This window comes from Enterobacter huaxiensis, assembly GCF_003594935.2.
GTDB lineage: Bacteria > Pseudomonadota > Gammaproteobacteria > Enterobacterales > Enterobacteriaceae > Enterobacter > Enterobacter huaxiensis.
In genome coordinates this window covers 254,136-273,890 of the sequence record NZ_CP043342.1, presented here as the reverse complement: position 1 = coordinate 273,890, position 19,755 = coordinate 254,136, and the positions used below count along the sequence as shown (strand labels likewise).

18 protein-coding genes are annotated in these 19,755 nt (G+C 57.2%); 11 read left to right on the top strand and 7 right to left on the bottom strand.

The features are described from left to right. Nucleotides 1–11: 11 nt before the first annotated feature. The gene (locus D5067_RS01280; protein WP_119937534.1) at nt 12–1,211 is read right to left on the bottom strand and encodes a BaiN/RdsA family NAD(P)/FAD-dependent oxidoreductase; all 1,200 of its coding nucleotides are present in this window, start codon (nt 1,209–1,211) and stop codon (nt 12–14) included. 228 nt (nt 1,212–1,439) lie between these two features. Between D5067_RS01280 and pitA the strand changes: the two genes are divergently transcribed. Continuing rightward, nucleotides 1,440–2,939, top strand: coding sequence for an inorganic phosphate transporter PitA (gene pitA / locus D5067_RS01275; RefSeq protein WP_119937533.1), 1,500 nt, complete (start codon nt 1,440–1,442; stop codon nt 2,937–2,939). A gap of 54 nt (nt 2,940–2,993) precedes the next feature. Here the strand turns inward: pitA and uspB are convergent, their stop codons facing one another. Continuing rightward, the gene (uspB, locus tag D5067_RS01270) at nt 2,994–3,329 is read right to left on the bottom strand and encodes a universal stress protein UspB (RefSeq protein WP_119937532.1); all 336 of its coding nucleotides are present in this window, start codon (nt 3,327–3,329) and stop codon (nt 2,994–2,996) included. Between the two features lie 283 nt (nt 3,330–3,612). Between uspB and uspA the strand changes: the two genes are divergently transcribed. Then, nucleotides 3,613–4,050 (top strand): universal stress protein UspA, encoded by a 438-nt coding sequence (uspA, locus tag D5067_RS01265; RefSeq protein ID WP_003861223.1) that lies wholly within the window; start codon nt 3,613–3,615, stop codon nt 4,048–4,050. A gap of 97 nt (nt 4,051–4,147) precedes the next feature. Here uspA and rsmJ read toward each other — a convergent pair whose 3' ends face one another. Continuing rightward, the gene (gene rsmJ / locus D5067_RS01260) at nt 4,148–4,900 is read right to left on the bottom strand and encodes a 16S rRNA (guanine(1516)-N(2))-methyltransferase RsmJ (protein ID WP_119937531.1); all 753 of its coding nucleotides are present in this window, start codon (nt 4,898–4,900) and stop codon (nt 4,148–4,150) included. 7 nt (nt 4,901–4,907) lie between these two features. After that, on the bottom strand, nt 4,908–6,950 hold the full coding sequence (gene prlC, locus D5067_RS01255; RefSeq protein ID WP_119937530.1) for an oligopeptidase A: 2,043 nt from the start codon (nt 6,948–6,950) through the stop codon (nt 4,908–4,910). A gap of 208 nt (nt 6,951–7,158) precedes the next feature. Between prlC and D5067_RS01250 the strand changes: the two genes are divergently transcribed. The 4 genes from D5067_RS01250 (at nt 7,159) to D5067_RS01235 (ending at nt 11,774) form a co-directional block, all read left to right on the top strand. Continuing rightward, a complete protein-coding gene (locus tag D5067_RS01250) occupies nt 7,159–8,001 on the top strand; it encodes a 23S rRNA (adenine(2030)-N(6))-methyltransferase RlmJ (RefSeq protein WP_119937529.1) in 843 nt (280 codons plus the stop codon). Nucleotides 8,002–8,072: 71 nt separating this feature from the next. After that, nucleotides 8,073–9,425, top strand: a complete 1,353-nt coding sequence (gorA, locus tag D5067_RS01245) for a glutathione-disulfide reductase (protein ID WP_119937528.1) — start codon at nt 8,073–8,075, stop codon at nt 9,423–9,425. A gap of 182 nt (nt 9,426–9,607) precedes the next feature. Next, nucleotides 9,608–9,883 (top strand): monooxygenase, encoded by a 276-nt coding sequence (locus tag D5067_RS01240; protein ID WP_233606902.1) that lies wholly within the window; start codon nt 9,608–9,610, stop codon nt 9,881–9,883. Between the two features lie 241 nt (nt 9,884–10,124). Continuing rightward, nucleotides 10,125–11,774, top strand: coding sequence for an alpha,alpha-trehalase (locus tag D5067_RS01235; protein ID WP_119937526.1), 1,650 nt, complete (start codon nt 10,125–10,127; stop codon nt 11,772–11,774). Nucleotides 11,775–11,832: 58 nt separating this feature from the next. Here D5067_RS01235 and D5067_RS01230 read toward each other — a convergent pair whose 3' ends face one another. Continuing rightward, complete coding sequence (locus tag D5067_RS01230; protein ID WP_119937525.1) at nt 11,833–13,422, bottom strand: STY4199 family HEPN domain-containing protein; 1,590 nt, start codon at nt 13,420–13,422, stop codon at nt 11,833–11,835. A 148-nt stretch (nt 13,423–13,570) separates the two neighbouring features. Here D5067_RS01230 and D5067_RS01225 point away from each other — a divergent pair, with 148 nt between their 5' ends. Both D5067_RS01225 and D5067_RS01220 read left to right on the top strand, forming a co-directional pair. Continuing rightward, the gene (locus D5067_RS01225; protein ID WP_119937524.1) at nt 13,571–14,110 is read left to right on the top strand and encodes a GNAT family N-acetyltransferase; all 540 of its coding nucleotides are present in this window, start codon (nt 13,571–13,573) and stop codon (nt 14,108–14,110) included. 71 nt (nt 14,111–14,181) lie between these two features. Then, entirely contained in the window at nt 14,182–14,520 is a 339-nt protein-coding gene (locus D5067_RS01220; protein ID WP_119937523.1) for a glycoside hydrolase family protein, read from the top strand. Here the strand turns inward: D5067_RS01220 and D5067_RS01215 are convergent. Further along, complete coding sequence (locus D5067_RS01215; protein ID WP_119937522.1) at nt 14,499–15,101, bottom strand: response regulator transcription factor; 603 nt, start codon at nt 15,099–15,101, stop codon at nt 14,499–14,501. The genes D5067_RS01220 and D5067_RS01215 overlap by 22 nt on opposite strands. A gap of 173 nt (nt 15,102–15,274) precedes the next feature. Beyond that, nucleotides 15,275–16,033 carry an SDR family NAD(P)-dependent oxidoreductase gene (locus D5067_RS01210; RefSeq protein WP_119937521.1) on the bottom strand — a complete coding sequence of 253 codons (759 nt, stop codon included), beginning with the start codon at nt 16,031–16,033 and terminating at the stop codon, nt 15,275–15,277. Between the two features lie 119 nt (nt 16,034–16,152). On the opposite strand from D5067_RS01210, the gene D5067_RS01205 reads away from it, so the two are divergent. The 3 genes from D5067_RS01205 (at nt 16,153) to D5067_RS01195 (ending at nt 19,712) form a co-directional block, all read left to right on the top strand. Further along, complete coding sequence (locus D5067_RS01205; RefSeq protein WP_119937520.1) at nt 16,153–17,052, top strand: LysR family transcriptional regulator; 900 nt, start codon at nt 16,153–16,155, stop codon at nt 17,050–17,052. 50 nt (nt 17,053–17,102) lie between these two features. Then, a complete protein-coding gene (gene yhjD / locus D5067_RS01200) occupies nt 17,103–18,128 on the top strand; it encodes an inner membrane protein YhjD (protein ID WP_119937647.1) in 1,026 nt (341 codons plus the stop codon). Nucleotides 18,129–18,389: 261 nt separating this feature from the next. Next, nucleotides 18,390–19,712 (top strand): MFS transporter, encoded by a 1,323-nt coding sequence (locus tag D5067_RS01195; RefSeq protein ID WP_119937519.1) that lies wholly within the window; start codon nt 18,390–18,392, stop codon nt 19,710–19,712. Nucleotides 19,713–19,755: the final 43 nt, after the last annotated feature.

The following is a 19,755-nucleotide window of genomic DNA, read 5'->3' as shown; positions in this document are numbered from 1 at the left end:
AAAAATCAATATTAACCGTTCTTTTCAGCCAGCGCCTGCGCACACGCCCAGGCGCTGGCCCACGCCCACTGGAAATTGTATCCGCCGAGCCAGCCGGTGACGTCCATCACTTCGCCGATGAAGTACAGCCCTGGCACGCTGCGCGCCTCCATGGTGCGCGAGGAAAGCTCGTCGGTGTCCACCCCACCCAGCGTCACCTCCGCGGTGCGGTAACCTTCCGTACCGTTTGGCTGGACGCGCCAGTTCGTGAGCGTCTCGACCAGCGTTTCCTGCTCGCGGCTGTTCAACTGCTTCAGCGACACGTCCGGGATCTGCCCAAGCACCTGCAAACACTCTACCAGGCGCTTCGGCAGCTGCATCGCGAGCGTATTTTTCAGGCTTTGATTCGGGTGCGCGGCGCGCTGCGCGTTGAGGAACGCGTCCAGGTCGCAGTCCGGGAGCAGATTTACCGTGACGAACTCGCCCGGCAGCCAGTAGCTGGAGATTTGCAGCACCGCAGGGCCGGACAGGCCGCGATGGGTAAAGAGAAGATTCTCGCGGAACACCGTACCGTCTTCGGCAGTGATGACCGATGGAACCGAGACGCCAGAAAGCGTCTGAAGCTGTTCCAGAAGCGGCTTATGGAGCGTAAACGGCACCAGGCCCGCGCGCGTTGGCAGCACCTTCAGGCCAAACTGCTCGGCGATTTTGTATCCGAACGGAGAAGCCCCCAGCCCGGGCATCGACAGTCCACCGCTGGCAATCACCAGGCTGTCGGCGCTGACGGTTTCACCGTTCAGCTGCAGCGTATAGCCCTGCTCGTCGCGCGTGACTTCCAGCACCTCGGTGCGCAGGCGCATCGTTACGCCGCCCTTTTCGCACTCGGCCACCAGCATATCGACAATCTGCTGCGCGGAGTCGTCGCAGAACAGCTGCCCCAGCGTTTTCTCATGCCACGCGATGCCGTGCTTGCCCACCAGCTCGATAAAATCCCACTGGGTATAACGCGCCAGCGCAGATTTGCAGAAATGACGGTTTTGGCTCAAATAGGCCGCGGGTTCGACATAGAGATTCGTGAAGTTGCAGCGACCGCCGCCGGACATCAGGATCTTGCGGCCAGGCTTTTTACCGTTATCCAGCAGCAGCACACGACGACCCGCCTGCCCGGCCATCGCCGCACAAAACATACCCGCCGCACCGGCGCCAATTACCACGGCATCAAACCTTTCCACGTCAAAATCCTCATCGTTAACTGCCGCGGATTGTAAAGTTTCCTCTGTGGTCACACCAGCGCAAAAAGATATTACAAAGCCATTTCATTGAAATTTAAAGAATATCCTTTCAAGCACATTTCTTAAATCAGGTGGTATGTCAAAAAAAGTCTATATTTCACTTTGCCCGTTGCGCATTTGTCCTGGATAATGCGCCGCGTTCATGTCCTCAAAATGGCGTAACGTCCTATGCTACATTTGTTTGCCGGCCTGGATTTACATACCGGGCTTTTATTATTGCTTGCTCTGGTTTTTGTACTGTTTTACGAAGCGATTAACGGCTTCCACGACACTGCAAACGCAGTAGCAACGGTTATTTACACTCGCGCAATGCGATCGCAGGTTGCGGTTGTTATGGCGGCGGTATTTAACTTTTTCGGTGTCCTCCTGGGCGGACTGAGCGTTGCGTATGCCATCGTGCATATGCTGCCAACGGATCTGCTTCTCAACGTTAGTTCTGGCCATGGCCTTGCTATGGTGTTCTCAATGCTGCTCGCTGCGATTATCTGGAACCTCGGTACCTGGTATTTCGGCCTGCCTGCATCCAGTTCTCACACCCTCATCGGCGCGATTATCGGTATCGGGTTAACCAATGCCCTGATGACCGGGACCTCCGTCGTTGATGCGCTGAATATCCCGAAAGTGTTGGGTATTTTCGGCTCTCTGATCATCTCCCCTATCGTGGGTCTGGTGGTGGCAGGCGGGTTAATCTTCATCCTGCGTCGCTACTGGAGCAACACGAAAAAGCGCGCGCGTATCCACCTGACGCCAGCAGAACGTGAAAAGAAAGACGGCAAGAAAAAGCCGCCGTTCTGGACGCGTATTGCCCTGATCATTTCTGCTATCGGCGTGGCCTTCTCTCACGGCGCGAACGACGGTCAGAAAGGCATTGGTCTGGTTATGCTGGTACTGATTGGTGTCGCTCCGGCCGGTTTCGTGGTCAACATGAATGCCACCGGTTACGAAATCACCCGTACCCGTGATGCGATCAACAACGTTGAAGTTTACTTCCAACAGCACCCTGAGCTGCTGAAGAAAGCGACCGGCGTTGACCAGCTGATCCCGTCTCCTGAAGCGGGCGCAACCACCGCGCCTGGCGAGTTCCACTGCCATCCGGCAAACGCGATTAACGCGCTGGAACGTGCGAAAGGCATGCTGGGCGATATCGAAAGCTACGACAAACTGGCTGTTGAACAGCGCGGTCAGCTGCGTCGCATTATGCTCTGCATCTCTGACGTGACGGATAAAGTCGCGAAGCTGCCGGAAGTGAATGCCGACGACAAACGCCTGCTGAAGAAACTGAAAGGCGACATGCTCAATACCATTGAGTACGCGCCAATCTGGATCATCATGGCCGTCGCGCTGGCGCTGGGTATCGGTACGATGATTGGCTGGCGTCGCGTGGCGACCACCATCGGCGAGAAGATTGGTAAGAAAGGCATGACGTATGCGCAGGGCATGTCCGCGCAGATGACGGCGGCCGTTTCTATCGGTCTGGCGAGCTACACCGGTATGCCGGTATCCACTACCCACGTACTCTCCTCGTCCGTGGCAGGTACTATGATTGTTGACGGTGGCGGCCTGCAGCGCAAAACCGTGACCAACATTCTGATGGCCTGGGTGTTCACACTCCCGGCATCTATCCTGCTGTCTGGCGGTTTGTACTGGATTTCGCTGAAGCTGATTTAATCGGCTAAACGCGACAAAAAAGCGGGTCAGGAAACTGACCCGCTTTTTTTATGCTCAGTGCCAAATCATCAATGCAATCATACTGACCACGACCAGGCCACACAGACCGCTGGTCAAAATGAACTGACGACGCAGGCGCTCGCAGCGACGAATAAACTCTTCGTCATGGTGATCGCGGTAGCGCTGGTAGTAGATATATCCCACCAGCCGCATCTGCTTGCTGGGCTGTCCATGCGAGGTGAAGAATCCTCCACCGTCCACATACTGATAAAGCAACGGATCGCAACCACGAAGTACCACTAATAGCGCACGTAACGATGAGAAGTAGCGCGCCATATTCACTATGCAAACCACACATAACGCCCAAAACAATGCGACGGTGCTAATCATACATCCTCCCCGGCGCCCGCCCACGAAGCAAGACTTCTGAGCTACCGCACCCCAATGCCCTGACAGACAGTTCAGTGAAAGAATGACCAAAAGTCGATCCGGTTCGCGTTTTAATATCCGAACGGCTCATTCAATAGTGTAGGAGATCCGTTAATTTTTTTGCCACAAGGTTAATCGTTATCAACACCAAAGCTTGAAAAATTTGTTTAACTGGGCCGTAATGAAAGCATCAGACGACGGCTTTCCAATTTAGTCATCGATAACTTAAGGAAGGAGTAACACTATGGCTTACAAACACATTCTCATCGCGGTAGACCTCTCCCCGGAGAGCAAAGTGCTGGTTGATAAAGCGGTATCCATGGCACGCCCCTACAACGCGAAAGTTTCGCTGATTCACGTTGACGTGAATTACTCCGATCTCTATACCGGTCTGATCGACGTAAACCTCGGCGATATGCAAAAACGCATCTCCGAAGAGACCCACCATGCCCTGAGCGAGCTGTCTACCAACGCGGGCTACCCAATTACCGAAACCCTTAGCGGCAGCGGTGACCTGGGCCAGGTGCTGGTTGATGCGATTAAGAAATACGACATGGACCTGGTGGTTTGCGGTCACCATCAGGACTTCTGGAGCAAGCTGATGTCCTCAGCGCGTCAGCTGATCAACACCGTTCACGTGGATATGCTGATTGTTCCGCTGCGTGACGAAGAAGACGAGTAAGCGCGTTAAATTCCCCTCACCCTTACCCTCTCCCCGTGGGAGAGGGAATAGATCGAGGACGTAGGCCGGGTAAGGCGAAGCCGCCACCCGGCTTTTTTTATTCCGGCGTACCCGAATAAATATCAAACCTGTGCCCTTTGGTGGTCACCGCGTTAGTGGTCGCAACGTCCGCCAGCGGCGGCGCGTAGTCCGGGCGCTTCACCACCACCCGCTTCGTCGCGAGCTGACGCGCCGGCTCCAGCAGGCCATCTGCGTCCAAATCCGGCCCCACCAGCGACTGAAACACCCGCATCTCTTTCTTCACCAGCGCACTTTTCTGCTTGTGCGGGAACATGGGGTCGAGATAAACCACCTGCGGACGCGGGGTGATATCCGTCAATGCCGTCAGGCTGGAGGCGTGGATCAGCTGCAGTCGTTCCTGCAACCACGGACCGATTTCCGGGTCCGCGTAGCCGCGCGCCAGCCCGTCGTCGAGCAATGCGGCGACTACCGGGTTGCGCTCCAGCATCCGCACGCGGCACCCTACCGACGCCAGCACAAAGGCATCGCGCCCCAGCCCCGCCGTGGCGTCCACCACGTCCGGGAGATAGCCTCCCTTGATGCCAACCGCTTTGGCCACCGCTTCGCCGCGACCGCCGCCGAACTTGCGCCGGTGCGCCATGGCGCCGCCGACAAAATCGACATAAATCCCGCCCAGCTTCGGCTCGTCGCGCTTGCGCAGTTCAAGATGCGCGGCCGTCATCACTAGCGCCATCAGGTTTTCTTCATCGTGCTCCAGCCCCCAGCGGGCCGCCAGAACAGATAAGGCGCCGTCTCCGGCGCCCGTTTCATCGACTAAGCAGATCTTCACGTAACAATCAGCCTTTGATCCCGTAATGCTCAAGCATCGCATCCAGCTGCGGCTCGCGTCCACGGAAGCGTTTGAACAGTTCCATTGGTTCTTCAGAGCCGCCGCGGGTCAGGATGTTATCGAGGAAGGACTGCCCGGTCTCGCGGTTGAAAATACCTTCCTCTTCAAAGCGAGAGAACGCATCCGCCGCCAGCACGTCGGCCCACAGGTAGCTGTAGTAGCCCGCCGCGTAGCCGCCCGCGAAGATATGGCTGAACGCGTGCGGGAAACGGCCCCAGGTTGGCCCTGGGATAACGGCAACCTGCTTTTTAATCTCGGCGAGGGTTTCGAGGACTTTCGCCCCCTGCTCCGGGCTGAACTCGGCGTGCAGGCGGAAGTCGAACAGGCCGAACTCCAGCTGGCGCAGGATAAACATCGCCGCCTGGTAGTTCTTCGCCGCCAGCATTTTATCCAGCAGCTCTTTCGGCAGCGGTTCGCCAGTTTCATAGTGGCCGGAGATAAACGCCAGCGCGTCCGGCTCCCAGCACCAGTTTTCCATAAACTGGCTCGGCAGCTCGACCGCATCCCACGGCACGCCGCTGATACCGGCCACGCCTGCGGTTTCGATGCGGGTCAGCATGTGATGCAGACCGTGACCGAACTCGTGGAACAGGGTGATCACTTCATCGTGCGTGAACAGCGCAGGCTTGCCGCTGACCGGACGGTTGAAGTTACAGGTCAGGTAGGCGACCGGCTTCTGCAGGGAACCGTCGGCTTTACGCATCTGGCCTACGCAGTCGTCCATCCATGCCCCGCCGCGCTTGTTCTCACGCGCGTACAGATCAAGGTAGAAGCTGCCGCGCAGCTCGTTTTTCTCGTCATACAGCTCGAAGAAGCGCACGTCCGGGTGCCATACGTCAATGTCGGTACGCTCTTTGGCGGTGATGCCGTAGATGCGTTTTACCACTTCGAACAGGCCGTTAACGGCTTTGTTTTCCGGGAAGTACGGGCGCAGCTGCTCGTCGCTGATGCTGTAGAGGTGCTGTTTCTGTTTTTCGCTGTAGTAGGCGATGTCCCACGGCTGCAGCTCGTCAACGCCAAACTCCGCTTTCGCAAAGGCGCGCAGCTGGGCAAGCTCTTTCTCACCCTGCGGGCGGGCGCGCTTAGCGAGGTCGGTCAGGAAGTCGAGCACCTGCTGCGGGTTCTCCGCCATTTTGGTGGCGAGGGATTTATCGGCGTAGCTGTCGAAGCCCAGCAGCTGGGCCAGCTCGTGGCGCAACGCGAGGATTTCCGCCATCACCGGGCTGTTGTCCCACTTACCGGCATTCGGCCCCTGATCGGAGGCGCGGGTGCTGTACGCGCGGTACATCTCTTCGCGCAGGGCCTGGTTGTCGCAGTAGGTCATTACCGGCAGGTAGCTCGGGATGTCCAGCGTTAACAGGAAACCTTCCTGCTCTTTCGCTTCGGCCTGGGCTTTCGCCGCCGCCAGCGCGCTTTCCGGCATGCCGGCCAGTTCGGATTCATCGGTAATCAGCTTCGTCCAGCCCATGGTGGCGTCGAGGACGTTGTTGCTGTACTGGTTGCCCAGCTCGGACAGGCGAGCGGCGATTTCACCGTAGCGGGTCTGCTTCTCTTTTGGCAGGCCAATCCCGGACAGCTCGAAATCACGCAGCGCGTTATCGACCGATTTTTTCTGCGCCGTGTTCATGGAGGCATAGTGATCGCCGTCGCGCAGGTCGCGGTAGGCTTTGTACAGCCCTTCGTGCTGGCCGACCCAGGTGCTGTACTCAGAGAGCAGCGGCAGGGTCTGTTCGTAGGCTTCGCGCAGTTCCGGGCTGTTTTTCACCGAGTTCAGGTGGCTGACCGGGGAGAAGATACGCCCCAGCACGTCGTCCACTTCGGCCAGCGGCTGACACAGATTTTCCCAGGTGTACGGCGCGCCCTGCGCTACCACGCTTTCTACCGCCGCGCGGCAGTTGTCCAGCGATTGCGTAACGGCTGGAACCACATGCTCAGGGAGGATTTTAGAAAACGGCGGCAACGAAAAAGGCGTCAGTAATGGATTGGTCATAAGCGCTGTCCTGTTGAATAAGATGAATGAAGCGCGCATCCGGCGCTGTGCATATTGTTTTCTGTAATGGGGTTAAGTGTAGAGGATTTCAATACCGGACGTTGTCGAAAAACGCCCGGTGGCGCTGCGCTTACCGGGCCTACGGGTAATCTGTGCCGTTCTGCTGTAAACTGTGGCAAATCGTCATTTCAGCGGAATACCATTACCCATGCTCAGTTATCGCCACAGCTTTCACGCTGGCAACCACGCCGACGTCCTCAAACACACCGTTCAGAGCCTGATCATTGAAGCGCTCAAAGAGAAAGATAAGCCGTTTCTCTACCTGGACACCCACGCCGGCGCGGGCCGCTATCAGCTGAGCGGCGAACACGCCGAGCGTACCGGTGAATACCTTGAGGGCATCGCCCGCATCTGGCAGCAGGACGACCTGCCCGCCGAGCTGGAGCCGTACATCGGCGTGGTGAATCACTTCAACCGCAGCGGCCAGCTGCGCTACTACCCGGGCTCCCCGCTGATTGCCCGCCAGCTGCTGCGCGAGCAGGACAGCCTTCAGCTGACCGAACTGCACCCGAGCGACTTCCCGCTGCTGCGCTCTGAGTTTCAGAAAGACAACCGCGCCCGCGTCGATAAAGCCGACGGCTATCAGCAGCTGAAAGCCAAACTGCCGCCGGTGTCCCGTCGCGGCCTGGTGCTGATTGACCCGCCGTACGAAATCAAAACCGACTACCAGGCGGTAGTGACCGGCATCAACGAAGGCTACAAACGCTTTGCCACCGGCACCTACGCCCTGTGGTATCCCGTGGTGCTGCGCGCGCAAATCAAGCGCATGATTAAAGACCTGGAAGCGACCGGCATCCGTAAAATTCTGCAGATTGAGCTGGCGGTGCGTCCGGACAGCGACCAGCGCGGCATGACCGCCTCCGGCATGATTGTGATCAACCCGCCGTGGAAGCTTGAAGCGCAGATGAACAACGTGCTGCCGTGGCTGCACAAAAAGCTGGTACCGGCCGGTACGGGCCACGCCACCGTTAGCTGGATCGTGCCGGAGTAATCGCAGGCATTGGTGGAACCTATTGATTTCAGGTATACAATCGCGGCAATTCACGATTAAGGACAAAAGCTATGACTAAGCATTATGACTACATCGCAATCGGCGGCGGCAGCGGCGGCATCGCCTCCATCAACCGTGCGGCCATGTACGGCCAGAAGTGTGCGCTGATTGAAGCCAAAGCGCTGGGCGGCACCTGCGTGAACGTGGGTTGTGTACCGAAAAAAGTGATGTGGCATGCGGCACAGATTCGTGAAGCTATCCATATGTATGGCCCGGACTACGGCTTTGACACCACCATCAACCACTTTGACTGGGACAAGCTGATTGCCAGCCGTACCGCCTACATCGACCGTATTCACACCTCGTACGACAACGTGCTGGGCAAAAATAACGTCGACGTAATCCGCGGTTTCGCCCGCTTTGTTGATGCGAAAACGATCGAAGTAAACGGCGAGACGATCACCGCCGATCACATCCTGATCGCCACCGGCGGTCGTCCGAGCCACCCTAATATTCCAGGTGCGGAATACGGCATCGACTCCGACGGTTTCTTCGAGCTGCCTGCCCTGCCTGAGCGCGTCGCCATCGTGGGCGCGGGCTACATTGCCGTGGAACTGGCTGGCGTGATTAACGGGCTGGGCGCAGAAGCGCACCTCTTCGTGCGCAAACACGCGCCGCTGCGCAGCTTCGACCCGCTGATCGTCGATACGCTGGTAGAGGTGATGAACGCCGAAGGCCCAACCCTGCACACAAACGCCGTGCCGAAAGCGGTGGTGAAAAACGCGGACGGCAGCCTGACGCTTGAGCTGGAAGATGGTCGCAGCCAGACCGTTGACTGCCTGATCTGGGCGATTGGCCGTGAACCGGCGAACGATAACTTCAACCTGGCCGTCACGGGCGTTAAAACCAACGACAAAGGCTATATCGTTGTCGATAAGTTCCAGAACACCAGCGTGCCGGGCATCTACGCTGTAGGCGATAACACCGGTGCGGTTGAGCTGACCCCGGTTGCCGTTGCGGCGGGCCGTCGTCTCTCAGAGCGCCTGTTTAACAACAAGCCGGACGAGCATCTGGACTACAGCCTGATCCCGACCGTGGTATTCAGCCACCCGCCAATCGGCACCGTCGGCTTAACCGAGCCGCAGGCGCGCGAGCAGTATGGCGACGACCAGGTGAAAGTGTATAAATCGGCGTTTACCGCGATGTATACCGCTGTCACCTCGCACCGCCAGCCGTGCCGCATGAAGCTGGTCTGCGTGGGTCCGGATGAGAAGATTGTCGGTATCCACGGCATTGGCTTCGGCATGGACGAGATCCTGCAGGGCTTCGCCGTGGCGCTGAAGATGGGCGCAACGAAGAAAGACTTCGATAATACCGTGGCCATTCACCCGACCGCAGCGGAAGAGTTTGTGACCATGCGCTAATCCGTGCGATTCTCGGCAAAAACCGGCCAGTTGGCCGGTTTTTTTATGCCTTTGCGGGTAGCTTCGCGGGTGTACAAACGGTAACAAAATTAGCCGCCAGGTGCGGTGGAATTAACTAATCTTAGAAAGCGCTACGCGTTTGCCTGTTAATAGGAATAAAGATTAGAGATATGAAAATGCACATGAAGATCACCGCTAAACTGATGGCCAAAATGCATCTTGTCCTCGCGCTTGTCTGGGCGATACTGACTATTCCAACCCTGCTGTGGTGGAAAAACAGCATTCTATGGGTGTCATTAATGAGCATTTACGCCATCGTGATTTCCCATCTGGCCGCCTATAGCGCCGCCCATGCGGAAAAAGCGGCCAGCATGGCTATGGATAAAAGCGAAGGCGCCAGCCAGAAAGCCAATCAAACCGCCAATAGCCTTTCAGGCAATGCGCGACAGGCGCATTAATTCCTGCTCAAACGCAGAATACCGAATGCTCTGAATTTTATTCCTGCTCTCCTCCCAAAGATTTTGAGTAAATAAATTCATAATCAAAGAGATAGATAATTTTCCGGGCAATGATATCCATTTTGAAAGCGTGATCTACCGCACACTTCGCACCACACTAACCGAAGCGAATGTCTACGCTTAAAAGATGACCGGGAATAACCCGTATTTGTTACGACAATAACCGGAGGTCCTGAACACCATGTTCAACCAGAAACTACAGGCTGCCGAGAACATCGAGTTCGAGATTGCAGAAGAGCTGCGCTACGAGACCGATCCCTGCGAGTTGAAACTGGATGAGATGATCGAGGCGGAGCCGGAACCGGAAATGATTGAGGGGCTGCCCGCGTCGGACGCCCTGACGCCCGCAGATCGCTACCTTGAGCTGTTTGAGCACGTGCAGTCGTCGCGGCTGTTTGCGGACAGCAAAACGTTTCCCGACTGCGCGCCGAAGATGGATCCGCTGGATATCCTGATCCGCTACCGCAAGGTGCGTCGCCATCGCGACTTCGACCTGGCGCGCTTTGTGGAGAACCATTTCTGGCTGCCCGAATCCTACGGCACGGAATACGTCTCTGACCCCGGCCTCTCCCTGAAAGAGCATATTGATAACCTGTGGCCGGTACTGACCCGCGAGCCGCAGGACCATATTCCCTGGTCATCGCTGCTGGCGCTGCCGCAGGCCTATATTGTCCCCGGCGGACGATTCAGCGAAACCTACTACTGGGACTCGTATTTTTCCATGCTGGGGCTGGCGGAGAGTGGCCGAAACGATCTGCTGAAATGCATGGCGGATAACTTTGCCTGGCTGATTGAGCGCTACGGGCATATCCCGAACGGCAACCGCACCTATTACCTCAGCCGCTCGCAGCCGCCGGTCTTTGCCCTGATGGTGGAGCTGTTTGAAGAAGATGGCGTAAGAGGTGCGAAACGCTATCTGGACCACCTGAAAATGGAGTACGCCTTCTGGATGGACGGCGCGGAGTCGCTGCTGCTCAACCAGGCCTACCGTAGCGCCGTGCGCATGCCGGACGGCTCATTGCTCAACCGCTACTGGGACGACCGTGATACGCCGCGCGACGAATCCTGGATTGAGGACGTGGAAACGGCCCGCCATTCCGGCCGACCGCCAAATGAAGTGTATCGCGACCTGCGCGCCGGGGCCGCATCAGGCTGGGATTACTCCTCCCGCTGGCTGCGCGATCCGTCGCGGCTGGCGAGCATTCGGACAACGCAGTTTATCCCCATCGACCTGAACGCCTTCCTGTTCAAGCTGGAAAGCGCCATCGCCAATATTTCGGCGTCCAAAGGGGATAAAGAGACCGCCGAGCTGTTCCGCCAGAAAGCTAACGACCGCCGCGCGGCCGTGAACCGCTATCTCTGGGACGAAGAAAGCGGCTGTTACCGCGACTACGACTGGCGGCGTGAAGAGATGGGGTTGTTCTCTGCCGCCAGCATTGTGCCGCTGTATGTGGGCATGGCGACCCACGAGCAGGCCGAGCGCCTGTCGGATGCCGTCAAAGCGCGCCTTCTTACGCCGGGCGGGATCCTGGCGACCGAGTACGAAACCGGCGAGCAGTGGGATAAGCCCAACGGCTGGGCGCCGCTGCAGTGGATGGCGATCCAGGGGTTCAAACAGTACGGCAACGACTCGCTGGGGGATGAAATCGCCTGGAGCTGGCTGCAGACGGTTAATCATTTCTACAAAACGCACCACAAGCTGATTGAGAAGTACCACATCGCCAGCAGCACGCCGCGCGAGGGTGGCGGGGGTGAGTACCCGCTGCAGGATGGCTTCGGCTGGACGAACGGCGTGGTGCGGCGGCTGATTGGGCTGTATGGTGAACCTTAAGTTCAGTGCGGACTGATGCCCTCACCCCAGCCCTCTCCCACAGGAAGTGGGGAAAAGATTAGCGAATCACCTCATAAATGGCGGTCTGAATGGACTGCCATTTTTTTGTGGCCGCATCAGGCTGCGATTTGGCGCGGCGCGTTGCCATATCGGCATCGTGCTGCTGCCGTTTTACCACCGCGGGAACTGTGCAAAACGCTTGCAGATACTGTTTGCGCATCGATGTCAGGGACCCACCGTTCGCCATCGCGTGGCTGAGCGTGTTGATAAAGCGACGGCACGGCTTCTCTTCCGTCATGTTGTTTCGATAGCGCAGCATCAGCTCCAGCACGTCGTCGTGGCCTGCTGCCATCGCCTCTTCCGTCCAGGACAGCTTCCAGTCCATGCCGCCCTGTAAAAAAAGCAGCGCCACGCGGGTGTCATTCCGGTTGATGGCAGAACGGAAGTTGTTCTCGTCCCAGGTCACCCCCGCTTTCGTGAGCGTCTCGCGCGAGGAAGGCATTTCGCGCATCTCCTGCGGTGGAGGCGTTTCTGCGGCATTAACGGCCGCAGGCTGAGGTTTACCGCTGGTCACCAGCCAGAATCCCCCCGCCACAATCGCGATGACCATGACGCCCACCGCCCCCCACAGCACGCCCGAGATGATCTGCTCGCGCTGCTCGGGCGTTCGCGGCGCACGCTGCGTCGGCTTTTCAATGGTGTCACGCACCTCAAACAGATCGCCGCCGGTCACGCGGTCCATTTTCTGCGCCTTTTCCCAGAAGTCGTGGAGCTCGCTGGCATCGACGGACAGCAGCCCCGCCGGGTTGATGCGGGTCCGCCCCTCTTCAAACGCGCGCTGAACCGGCCGGGCGATCTGCGCATAGTAGCCATCCAGCAGCATAAGCTGCGCCGAGCTGAGCGACTGCTGCACGGTGATGCAGTTACGGATTTGCCGGATGTCATCGAGGAAGGTTTGCAGGGTTTTGCGCGGCTCAACCAGCAGCGTCAGCATCGTGGGGTCGCTGAACAGCGACGCGTAGTAACGGCTAAACTCTTTTTTATCCACCAGCAGCTGAGCCAGCTCGCTGAACATCATCCCGCTCAAAACGTCGTTGATGTCGCCAAGCTTGAGCCAGCGACGCACGCGATCGGCGTTAAACAAGGTCTTAAGATGGTTATTCAGCCGCACCTGATCGGGCCATGCCTGCTGGATCAGCCCTTTTATCATCAGCTCAATCGCCCTAACCTGTTTGTGCGCCTGCTGCTGTTGCGCATCGCTTCCGGGCGCCAGATCGGTGCTGTATGTCAGGAGAGGCTGCTGCAGACGAAGGTGTTCCAGCGCGGTCACAAAACGCACCGCCACAATGCGCTGGTTTTCAGTCACATCCTGCCCGCTTTCATACTGCGGAACGCGCTGCTGTAGCAGGCGCAGCTGCAGCGTAAATTCCGACATTTCAGCATCATTCAGGTTGAGCTGTTTCGCAACCGCCCCCCATCCGCCCAGGCCCAGGCGGGCGGTGTCGAGCTGTTCCAGGAACCAGCGAGGATCTTTTCCTTCAGAAACATGCACATTCAGGAGAAGCAGAATTTCGACAGAGGCCTGCCGTATCACCGCCAGACAGCGTTCAAACTGTTCGCGGATAGGGTGTGATGTGCTGAGAGTCATTGTTTTCCTTCAGAGACAACGAAAACATCCGGGCCTGGCATGCGGCGGCCATTTTTCTTTTTATTTATACGGTGTTAAACATACCTGACTTTCTGTTGAAATAAAGTGACAACCTTATAATCATTTAAAATGCCTCAGGAGAATCTGAATGCCCACCCTGACTACCGAACGTCTCACCTGCTCGCCGCTGCAGGCGCAGGACTGGCCGTTTTTTCTGATGCTACAGCAAGATCCTGACGTCATGCGCTTTGTCGCGGAAGGCCGCCCCGCTGCGGCTGTCCGGGAAGCCTTCGATTCCCGCCTGCCGCCGTGGAAGCCGGGCAGCGCGCACTGGCTCTGCCTTGTCGTGCGCGAAACGTCCACGCAGACACCGCTCGGCGTCACGGGCTATGTCCATCGTGAAGAGGACTGTGCCGAAGTGGGTTTTCTGTTTGCGCCCACGGCACAGGGAAAAGGATACGGCTACGAATCACTGCGGGCGCTGTGTGAATTCGCGTTTACGCAGGGCAACATCCGCAGGCTGACCGCCACCGTTACGGCGGGCAATATCGCCTCAAAACGCCTGCTGGAAAAAGCCGGTTTTCAGCTGGAAGGCGAACTGCGCGAGAGTTATTACCTTGCCGGGCGCTGGCATAACGACTGGTTGTTTGGATTGTTGAAACAGGAATTCCGTGGCGATAGCCGCTGAATAATAGCCATTTGGCGGATACTTCTCGCGCTTCGTTTCCTCTACAGTGTCGCCATTAAGAGGAAACGAATATGAAAGGTAATGCGCTCAAGATATCTTCTGCCGCCATCGCGTTAATAAAAAAACAGCACGGCCTTTCCCTGGAAAAATATCGTGACGAACAGGGGATTTGGGTAATTGGATATGGCCACGTCATCCGCCAGTGGGAGAATTCACGCGGCCTTATCACGCCCATACAGGCCGAATATTTGCTGCATGACGATCTGCAATTATGCGAGACGCTGCTGATGGAAAATATTACACGCTCATTAACCCAACGGCAGCATGACGCGCTGGTGATGATGATATTCAGCTTCGGGATGATTCCCGCTCTGGCAACAGAAATGCTTCAGGCCGTCGAACGGGTGTAATACGTGGCGGCCTGCGTTCGGTTTTTAACATCCAGCCGGCGGAAAAGCGTTTCCAGATGCGCTTTCACCGTGGCTGCGCTAATGTTGAGGTTACGCCCGATCTCTTTGTTGGATTCGCCCGCGGCCAGTAATTTCAGCACTTCACGCTGGCGTTCGCTTAAGGACACCTTCGCCTTCGCTGACGGCGGTTCGTTCAGCCATTCGCCGGGATAACAGATCATCCCCCTGGAGACGGAGCCCAGCACGGCGGCAAACCGTTCGTGGTTCGCATTGCGCGGCACGATGGCCATTACGTTACGCTGGAGTACCTGCTCGCGCCATATGGCCTCTTTCAACGCCAGCATCATGATTACGCGGACCGCCGGAAAGCGAATGATAATGCTTTCAAGAAACGCGATGCCCTCACGCTGAATTACGCTTCCGTCAATCATGACTATAGCCGCTGGCGATGCGGACAACTGCGCCCATAATTCATCTGCCTGACGGGCCCCGGTCAATATTATTTCTGGAATTAACTTCGGCAAACTTTGTTTCGCTCCATGAATAAATTTTGACTGCCTGTCAAACATGATTACTCGCATCGTTTCTCTCCTTCTGAGAATAGCGAGGAGGGATTCTACAGAGGCCCTTTTTGAGAAAAAACTCAATGAATGGGGACGTTACAAATCACGCCGCTAAATACATATCTGCCAGGATTTGGATACATTCAGTTTGAGGATATCCTTAAGGGGCTCCCTCCCCTCACCTGCCTGTACTACAGGAACATACCGCCCGAAACTTCAATACGTTGCGCCGTCATCCACGCCAGTTTGTCGCTGAACAACGCCGCGACGGCATCGCCAATATCGTCCGGAAGGCCAACCCGCCCCAGCGCGGTTTGCGACGCCAGCGTCTTATTAAGCTCGGCATTGTCGCGCACGCGCCCCCCGCCAAAATCGGTTTCAATGGCACCGGGCGCGATGATATTCACGGAAATGCCGCGCGCGCCCAGCTCCTTCGCCTGGTAACGCGTAAGGACCTCCATCGCCCCCTTCATCGCCGCGTAGGTACCGGAGCCTGGCTGCGTAAATCGGGCCAGGCCGCTGGAGACGTTCAGGATCCGCCCACCGTCATTCAACAACGGCAGCAGGCGCTGCGTCAGGAAGAACGGCCCTTTGAAATGGACGTTCATTGCGTCGTCAAACTGCGCTTCCGTCGTCTCGCTAAACGGGGCGTACAAACCCGTCCCGGCGTTGTTCAATAAATAGTCGAAGGCGTCGCGCTGCCAGAGCGTCTTCAACGTTTCCTGCACGCTTTCGGCAAATCGCTCGAAACCGGTGATATCGCCGACGTTAAGCTGTAATGCCGCCGCTTTAACCCCTTTCGCCTCAATTTCGCGCACAACGTCAAGCGCTTCCTGCCGGCTGCTGTTATAGGTCAGGATGATGCCTGTCCCCTCTGCTGCCAGCTTCAAAACCGCGTTTTTACCCAGGCCACGGCTACCGCCTGTTACCAATGCAATACGTTCAGACATAAGAAACCTCGTTCCGGCTGTAATGAAGATTGAGAAAGAGCTTATTAGGTGATAGAAGATCAATAAAGATAGCCACCAACGCTTCACTGTTTCATTTCAAACAATAATGAGCCACGCCTATGGATAAAATTCACGCAATGCAGCTTTTCATTCGCGTCGCTGAACTGGAGAGTTTCTCTCGTGCGGCAGAAACGCTGAGCCTGCCTAAGGGCAGCGTGTCACGGCAGATCCAGGCGCTGGAAAACCAGCTCGGCACCCAGCTATTGCACCGCACTACGCGTCGCGTCAGCCTTACGCAGGATGGGATGGTCTATTACGAACGGGCAAAAGATCTGCTAACTAACCTCGACGAGCTGGACGGCATGTTCCAGCATGACCCCTCCAGCATCAGCGGACGGCTGCGCGTTGATATGCCGGTCGGCGTTGCGCGAAATTTAGTCATCCCAAAACTGCCCGCCTTTCTGCAGCAGTATCCCGGTATTGAACTTGAATTGAGCAGCAGCGACCGCCTGGTCGACGTCATTCGCGAAGGATTTGACTGCGTGGTGCGCGTCGGCACCCTGAAGGACTCCGGGCTTATCGCGCGTCCGCTGGGTAAGCTGTCGGTGATAAACTGCGCCAGCCCGGACTATCTGACGCGGTTTGGTTATCCGGAAACGCTGGAGGATCTGGCGTCCCACGCGGTCATTCACTACGCGGCCAGCCTTGGTTCACGTCCGCAGGGGTTCGAGTTCTACAACGGCAGCGCGACGCAGTGGGTCAAAACGGGTGGGGTATTAACGGTCAACAGTACGGAGACCTACCATGCAGCGTGTATCGCGGGGTTGGGCATTATTCAGGTGCCGCGCGTTGGCGTGCGCGATTCCCTGCGCGCGAAAAAGCTCGCCGAAATTTTGCCGCAGTATCGGGCTGAACCGATGCCCGTTTCACTGATTTACCCGCACCGTCGTAACCTCTCCCGCCGCGTGCATCTGTTCATGGAGTGGCTAACCGATCTCACAAAAGCCTACGTGGACTAGTCGCAGGCTATAATTCAATAACATCCAGCTCAACGAAAAGGAAAATGCGCGTGACGCCGGAAAATAACCCGCAACGACCAACCCAAAATTTGGACTATGAACCCATCAAAAAGATGGAGACCGAGCCTGAAGAGCCGAAAGCGCCGGGGACCGCCAGCAAAGCGCTGGGTACGGTCACCAGCATGACAGAAAAAATTCAGCAGCTGCCGATGATTGCGCACGTGATACGCGCCGCCGAGCGCTTTAATGACCGCATGGGCAATCAGTTTGGCGCGGCCATTACCTACTTCTCATTCTTGTCGATGATCCCCATCCTGATGGTGTCATTTGCGGCGGCCGGCTTCGTGCTCGCCTCGCACCCGACGCTGCTGCAGGACATCTTCAATAAAATCCTGACCAACGTCAGCGACCCGACGCTCGCTACCACCCTCAAAAGCACCATCAATACCGCGGTGCAGCAGCGTACCACCGTTGGGATCGTGGGTTTGCTGATTGCGCTTTACTCCGGGGTTAACTGGATGGGCAACCTGCGCGAAGCGATCCGCGCCCAGTCGCGCGACGTCTGGGAGCGCAAGCCGCAGGATCAGGAGAAAATCTGGGTTAAGTATTTCCGCGATTTTATTTCGCTGATTGGCCTGCTCGTCGCGCTGATCGTGACGCTCTCCATTACCTCTGTCGCCGGCTCCGCGCAGCAGATGATTATCTCCGCGCTGTATCTCGACTACATCGACTGGCTGAAGCCGGCCTGGCGCGGCATCGGGCTGGCGATCTCCATCTTCGCTAACTACCTGCTGTTCTTCTGGATCTTCTGGCGCCTGCCCCGCCACCGTCCGCGCAAGAAGGCGCTGATCCGCGGCACGCTGATTGCGGCGATTGGCTTTGAGGTGATTAAAATCGTGATGACGTATACCCTGCCATCGTTGATTAAATCTCCTTCCGGCGCGGCGTTTGGTTCCGTGCTGGGGCTGATGGCGTTCTTCTACTTCTTCGCCCGTCTAACGCTGTTCTGCGCCGCGTGGATCGCCACCGCCGAGTATAAAGATGACCCGCGTATGCCGGGGAAAACGCACCGCTAACCCCCTTCTCGGGCTGAAATTTCAGCCCGATTCATCATTTCAGCATATAAATCCAGCCCGTAACTTTTATTTAACCAAAAACCAGTTTTATTCTCTGATATTTAAAAAGTGTGAAGCATTTCATAGAAGAGATTTTGCTGGCCTGAAAATTATCCGCTTTTTGTTGCTTTTATCGCCAGGGCGCAAGTTTGTTACAGATTGAAATGTCGCTTTTGCTATGTCTAATATGGCCGTTCGTTCGTCAAAAAATAAGAAAATATTATGCAAGCAACAGCCACCACACTCGACTCCGAGGCGGAACACGTTCCGGTAAACTCGCGCAATAAAGTTGTCGTCGCATCGCTGATTGGCACCGCCATTGAGTTCTTCGACTTTTATATTTATGCCACCGCTGCGGTGATTATCTTCCCGCATATTTTCTTCCCGCAGGGTGACCCGACGGCGGCGACGCTACAGTCTCTGGCCACCTTCGCAATCGCGTTCGTTGCGCGCCCGATTGGCTCAGCCGTTTTTGGTCACTTTGGCGACCGCGTGGGCCGTAAGGTGACGCTGGTGGCGTCTCTTCTGACCATGGGGATTTCCACCGTGGCGATCGGCCTGCTGCCAACCTATGAGACCATCGGCATTCTGGCGCCGGTGCTGCTGGCGCTCGCGCGCTTTGGCCAGGGCCTGGGTCTGGGCGGTGAATGGGGCGGCGCGGCGCTGCTGGCGACCGAGAACGCCCCGCCGCGCAAGCGCGCGCTGTACGGCTCATTCCCGCAGCTGGGCGCGCCGATTGGCTTCTTCTTTGCCAACGGTACTTTCCTGCTGCTCTCCTGGCTGCTGACGGATGAACAGTTCATGAGCTGGGGCTGGCGTATTCCGTTCATCTTCTCGGCCGTGCTGGTGCTGATCGGCCTGTATGTGCGCGTGTCGCTGCACGAGACGCCGGTCTTCGCCAAAGTCGCCGCCGCGAAAAAGCAGGTTAAAGTACCGCTGGGCACGCTGCTGACCAAACACGTCCGCGTGACCGTGCTGGGCACGTTCATCATGCTGGCGACCTACACGCTGTTCTACATCATGACCGTCTACTCCATGACGTTCAGTACGGCCGCTGCGCCGGTTGGGCTGGGCCTGCCGCGTAACGAAGTGCTGTGGATGCTGATGATGGCGGTGATCGGATTTGGCGTGATGGTGCCGATTGCGGGCCTGCTGGCGGATAAGTTTGGCCGCCGCGCCAGCATGATCGTCATCACTTCGCTGATTATTCTGTTCGCGCTGTTCGTCTTCCCGCCGCTGCTGGGTTCAGGTAGCCCTGCGCTGGTGATGGCCTATCTGCTGATTGGCCTGAGCCTGATGGGGTTAACGTTCGGCCCGATGGGCGCGCTGCTGCCGGAGCTGTTCCCGACCGAAGTGCGTTATACCGGTGCCTCGTTCTCCTATAACGTCTCGTCCATCCTGGGCGCCTCCGTTGCGCCGTATATCGCCACCTGGCTGCAGGCAAACTACGGTCTGTTCTATGTGGGGGTTTATCTTGCGTCCATGGCGGCGCTGACGCTGATTGCGCTGCTGCTGACGCACGAAACGAAGCATCAGGCTTTGTAAGCTAATGCCGGGTGGCGCTGCGCTTACCCGGCCTACATTTGAC

Excerpts from the sequence above, each read along its gene's own strand:
- D5067_RS01235 (WP_119937526.1), top strand. The coding sequence starts at position 10,125 with ATGTTCAACCAGAAACTACAGGCTGCCGAGAACATCGAGTTCGAGATT.
- D5067_RS01225 (WP_119937524.1), top strand. The coding sequence starts at position 13,571 with ATGCCCACCCTGACTACCGAACGTCTCACCTGCTCGCCGCTGCAGGCG.
- D5067_RS01240 (WP_233606902.1), top strand. The coding sequence starts at position 9,608 with ATGAAGATCACCGCTAAACTGATGGCCAAAATGCATCTTGTCCTCGCG.
- D5067_RS01205 (WP_119937520.1), top strand. The coding sequence starts at position 16,153 with ATGGATAAAATTCACGCAATGCAGCTTTTCATTCGCGTCGCTGAACTG.
- D5067_RS01215 (WP_119937522.1), bottom strand. The coding sequence starts at position 15,101 with ATGCGAGTAATCATGTTTGACAGGCAGTCAAAATTTATTCATGGAGCG.
- pitA (WP_119937533.1), top strand. The coding sequence starts at position 1,440 with ATGCTACATTTGTTTGCCGGCCTGGATTTACATACCGGGCTTTTATTA.
- D5067_RS01210 (WP_119937521.1), bottom strand. The coding sequence starts at position 16,033 with ATGTCTGAACGTATTGCATTGGTAACAGGCGGTAGCCGTGGCCTGGGT.
- D5067_RS01230 (WP_119937525.1), bottom strand. The coding sequence starts at position 13,422 with ATGACTCTCAGCACATCACACCCTATCCGCGAACAGTTTGAACGCTGT.
- uspA (WP_003861223.1), top strand. The coding sequence starts at position 3,613 with ATGGCTTACAAACACATTCTCATCGCGGTAGACCTCTCCCCGGAGAGC.
- gorA (WP_119937528.1), top strand. The coding sequence starts at position 8,073 with ATGACTAAGCATTATGACTACATCGCAATCGGCGGCGGCAGCGGCGGC.
- prlC (WP_119937530.1), bottom strand. The coding sequence starts at position 6,950 with ATGACCAATCCATTACTGACGCCTTTTTCGTTGCCGCCGTTTTCTAAA.
- D5067_RS01220 (WP_119937523.1), top strand. The coding sequence starts at position 14,182 with ATGAAAGGTAATGCGCTCAAGATATCTTCTGCCGCCATCGCGTTAATA.
- uspB (WP_119937532.1), bottom strand. The coding sequence starts at position 3,329 with ATGATTAGCACCGTCGCATTGTTTTGGGCGTTATGTGTGGTTTGCATA.
- D5067_RS01195 (WP_119937519.1), top strand. The coding sequence starts at position 18,390 with ATGCAAGCAACAGCCACCACACTCGACTCCGAGGCGGAACACGTTCCG.
- D5067_RS01250 (WP_119937529.1), top strand. The coding sequence starts at position 7,159 with ATGCTCAGTTATCGCCACAGCTTTCACGCTGGCAACCACGCCGACGTC.